Annotated in this window: 5 protein-coding genes; 3 read left to right on the top strand and 2 right to left on the bottom strand. The window is 50.9% G+C overall.

The features are described from left to right. Positions 1-685 (bottom strand): DUF1611 domain-containing protein (locus H6F80_RS07960; RefSeq protein ID WP_190791045.1); only part of this gene is annotated, 685 nt, incomplete at its 3' end. Between the two features lie 41 nt (positions 686-726). After that, complete coding sequence (locus H6F80_RS07955; protein WP_190791044.1) at positions 727-1,770, bottom strand: dipeptide epimerase; 1,044 nt, start codon at positions 1,768-1,770, stop codon at positions 727-729. Between the two features lie 252 nt (positions 1,771-2,022). Between H6F80_RS07955 and H6F80_RS07950 the strand changes: the two genes are divergently transcribed. From H6F80_RS07950 to H6F80_RS07940, 3 genes are all read left to right on the top strand, one after another. After that, positions 2,023-2,286 carry a hypothetical protein gene (locus H6F80_RS07950; protein ID WP_190791043.1) on the top strand — a complete coding sequence of 88 codons (264 nt, stop codon included), beginning with the start codon at positions 2,023-2,025 and terminating at the stop codon, positions 2,284-2,286. Between the two features lie 349 nt (positions 2,287-2,635). Continuing rightward, positions 2,636-3,385 carry a class I SAM-dependent methyltransferase gene (locus tag H6F80_RS07945; RefSeq protein WP_190791042.1) on the top strand — a complete coding sequence of 250 codons (750 nt, stop codon included), beginning with the start codon at positions 2,636-2,638 and terminating at the stop codon, positions 3,383-3,385. Between the two features lie 279 nt (positions 3,386-3,664). Then, positions 3,665-4,354 carry a glycosyltransferase family 2 protein gene (locus tag H6F80_RS07940; RefSeq protein WP_190791041.1) on the top strand — a complete coding sequence of 230 codons (690 nt, stop codon included), beginning with the start codon at positions 3,665-3,667 and terminating at the stop codon, positions 4,352-4,354. Positions 4,355-4,429 lie beyond the last annotated feature (75 nt).

Here is a 4,429-nt window from a genome sequence, read left to right as displayed (position 1 = left end):
CGTAGACAATCTCGTGATCATTGCCATGGCGCATCACAATTTGTTCCACGGCTCCTGCTGCAAAATCAATCCGAATCGCATCCAGCGGAATGCCGTCATAGCCCAGCATTAACCCCGTTTGCCCCGTTGCCAGAAAACAGGAACGAATGCCGCGCTGTCGAGAGAGCCGATTCAGTTCTAAACCTGTGGACATTTTGCCGACGCTCATATCGGTTCCCACGGCCAGCACCCGCCGACAGGACAACGATCGCGCCTTACCACTTCCGATCGCTAGATTCGCAGGTTCTCGTCGCACATCCCAGATCCACTGATCGGACTTTAGCAACGCCTGAAACTCTGGATCATCCGCCATTGAGGTATGCAGCCCGTTCATTACCGACATTCCCGCAGCAACCGCCTGCTTCACCTCCTGCCGCCACGGTTCCGGCAATGCTCCGCCCGATGGCGCAATTCCGATCGCCAGCACATTTGGCTGATATTCGATCGCCTCCTGGGTCGAAGCCACGATCGGTGCATCGCGATCGATTCCGGTCAACTGCAGCAAAGACTGCCCGGCACAGGCGTGATCAATTACGGCGACGATCGGGTTTTCGCTGTAGCGCAGCAGAGAAATTCCGGTTTTTCCCTTCGAGCTTTGGGTTCCTTCGTGGAGCAAAATGGCAATGCGATCGGTCGGTTTCAGCATAGAAGAATGAGGAGAAAAGGCGATCGAGTGAAAAATTCAGATCAGGCGCGAATCACACCCAAGCCGGGCGCATCAGAAGGAATCAAACAGCCCTCCTGCATCGTTGCCCCCACAAACGGGTCATCCTTCAAGTTCAAATGGCTATCCAGATCCAAATGATCTGCTAGAGGTGCAAGCTGAGCCGCCGCCGTGTTCGAGAGAGCGCTGTCGGAATAGCAGCCAAACATCACCTGTAAGCCGCAGGCTTGCGCTGTGTGAATCATCCGCAATGCCTCTGTCAGTCCGCCCGACTTCATGAGTTTAATGTTGATGCCGTTGACCCGATCGGCAAGGGCAGGAATATCGCGGCTGGTAAAGCAGCTTTCGTCTACAAAAATCGGCAGGGGCGATCGGCGATAAACCTGGGGCAAGTCGGCTTCCTGCCCGGCAGCGAGGGGCTGCTCAATATAGGTAATGCCCTGGTCGTTGAGCCAGTGACTCATCTCGATCGCCTCATCAACGGTCCAGCCGCCATTGGCATCAACGCTCCATTTTGCATCCGAGGGGGCAACTTTTTTCACGGCTTGCAGCATCGCCCGATCGGCTTCCACCCCTGCTGGACTTCCGAGTTTAACCTTCACCGCTTTTACCGTGGTGATGTCCATCCATTGCAGCATCCGCTGTTTTGCCGCTTCCGGTGAGCTAATGCCGATCGTCACTGAAGTCGGGACAATTTTGCGGCGATCGAGTCCCCAAAGCTGCCAGAGGGGAAGTCCCACTTTTTTGCCTATCCAGTCGTGTAGTGCCAGATCCACGGCTGTTCTGACAGCTGAGAATAAGGTGACGGTGCGGAGTAAGCGTTCAATGGGCTGGCGATCGAAGGGGGTGAATTTTTCCAGGCGCGGCTTAAGGGCTTGCAGATTTTGCAGCAGCAATTCAGTTGTTTGCGGCACGTCTCCCACCAAGAAAGGCGATGCTTCACCCCATCCTTCGATGCCGTCCTGTTCCACACGCACCCAAAGATTGGTACTTTCGCTGGTTGTGCCCCGGCTGATGGTAAGTGGGACGCGCTTGTGAACGGTGAAGGTTTCAATGTGGATCTGCATGAATGCTGGAGGAAAAGCGACAAACTTTAATTTAGTTTAATTGTCGATTACCACGCTGGTTAGCCGAATCAACAAATTAAGCATTCGCATCACGAATGTTCAAAATGTTTGCATGGTAGAAGTTCTAGCTCTTTTTATAGAATTCTTCGAGTTAGTGTAGAAGCAAGTTAAGGCACCCATTACGCGGCCACTGATCTGAGTATTACTGTGAAAAAATAACCTGATGATTCTTCAAATCTCTGGAGTAAAATCATGACTCACGACTCTACCGAGAAGCGCGATCGTGCCGAAGCTGTAGTATTACAAGGGAAACAACAGCTTAAGCAGGCAGCTCTAGACTTTGGGATGCAGTTTGCCTCGAGCCTTCGTCAGGAAATTGAAACCTTGATGAGGCAGTTGCAGGAAAGTTTAACGCAAGGTGATGAGATTCGCATTGAACAATACTCTATCGATTTCCAAATCAAGTTGGACGAGCTAAATCAGCAAATGCACCAGCACAACACATTCGATTCCTGAGGAGGGCTGAGGATGCGATCGCTGCGGTTAGCGGAATCTGAGTGATTGGGGGATTAGTCGTAGTGGGTGTTTGGAGCGGGGTTTTGGGTTATACCTTAGTACTGATAGTACCGATCGTCAGGGTTGCCGAACTTTTAGCGTACTTGGGCATTCTAAGTAAAGTGCGGCTATCAGGAAGAGGTACGCGTTCGAGACTTTGACCAACGGGGAATGATAAGGTCGTGCTCCGCAAGGTGTTGAATGCAAAATAGACCCGGCGGGGCAATCAAACGATCGCCAGAATCGCTCGTGTTATGATGCTGTCTGAATTTTGCCCATCTCGCCAGTTTCGCCCGATAACATTCGCCCGATGACAAAAGATACAGCAAGGTACGTCAAGTGGCGATCGCGCTGGTTTAGAGGTAGGTCTGTTCCGGGCAGTCCCTACGTGCAGCCAAATCCGGGTGGATTGGTGAGTCGGACTTCGCAACGAATGCGGCGCAAAATGTTTGAGGCATTAATCCAGCTTTATCCTCCGTCGCCCGGTCTGAAGGTTCTAGATGTGGGAGTAACCTGCGATCGGCGAGAGGACTGCAATTTTTTTGAGCAGTGGTATCCGTTTTCGGGTCAAATTACTGCCGTGGGAGTGGAAGACGCTGCTTTTTTGGAGGAAGACTATCCGGGGTTGAAATTTGTTCAGGCAGATGGGCTAGACCTGCCCTTCCTGGATCAGAGTTTTGATCTGGTGGTGAGCTTTGCGGTGATCGAGCATATCGGCGATCGATCGCGTCAGGCTGCCTTTATTCAGGAACTGCTGCGAGTGGGTCGGGTCTGCTGTATTACCACGCCAAATCGCTGGCATCCGATCGAATTTCACACAATTTTGCCGCTGGTTCACTGGCTGCCACCGCAGGTGTTTCGCCAGATTTTGCGATCGATCGGCATGACATTCTGGGCAAAGGAGGAAAATCTGAATTTGCTGACCCAGCGTGATTTGCTGACGCTTGTGCCTACCGAAGCTCATGTTCGGCTCATCCCGTTTAAGCTGCTCGGATTTGTCTCAAATCTGTTAATTTACATCGACCCTGAAGGTTATCAAAGGGGGCTTGATCAGCGATGACTGCCGAACCGCCCTCCAAGCCAACGCATTCTAGAGGGAAATAAGCCAATCATTCTGACTTTCAAAGTTTCTCAGCATTCAGAATTTCAGGGGCAATTTAGGGGATTCACAACTTCTCAAACAGCCTCTCATCGCGTTCAATTAAAGGAATAATTTAAGAATCAAGTCGTCAAGTTGCCCATTCAGGAGTATTCTGCTGGTAGAGCAGGGTAGCGATTAGGACTTGGTTCAAGTTCACGAGATTCCTGTTGAAAACCTATTGCAATAAAGCCGGGTGTGATGAAGCTTTCAGTTGTAATTCCGTGCTACAACGAGTTGGGAACGATCGGTAAAGTGGTGCAAGCCGTCAAAGCAGCCCCGATCGAATCGCTAGAAATTATTATTGTTGATGATTACTCAACCGACGGAACCAGAGAACTGCTGCAATCTACGATCGAGCCTCAGGTCGCTCAGGTGATTTATCACCCGCGCAATCGCGGCAAAGGAGCAGCGCTACGCACCGGGTTTGCCGCAGCAACAGGCGATATTGTCGTGGTTCAAGATGCCGATCTAGAATACGACCCGCAGGAATTTCCCGATTTGATGGCACCGATTCTGGCAGATAAAGCCGATGTGGTTTTTGGTTCGCGCTTTGCAGGTAGTCGTCCCCATCGGGTGGTTTATTTCTGGCACATGGTTGGCAACAAGTTTCTAACGCTGCTGTCCAATATGTTGACCAATATCAACCTGACGGATATGGAAACCTGCTATAAAGCGTTTCGGCGCGAGGTGATTCAGTCAGTTCGGCTTGAGGAAAACCGCTTTGGCTTTGAACCAGAAGTAACTGCCAAGGTCGCCAAAATGGGTTGCCGCATCTATGAAGTAGGGATTTCCTATTACGGTCGCACCTACAAAGAAGGCAAAAAAATTGGCTGGAAAGATGGCTTCCGCGCAATTTATTGCATTTTGAAATATAATTTGCTGCGTTAATTGCGCCTGCAAAGATTCCTGTGGAAATCCCTGTGGAAATCTCTGTGGAAATCTACCAAACCCCAGTGCGCGTCA

It is taken from the genome of Leptolyngbya sp. FACHB-711, assembly GCF_014695615.1.
In the GTDB taxonomy this organism is placed as follows: Bacteria; Cyanobacteriota; Cyanobacteriia; order Elainellales; family Elainellaceae; genus Leptolyngbya_A.
This window is presented reverse-complemented; position numbering and strand designations above follow the sequence as displayed.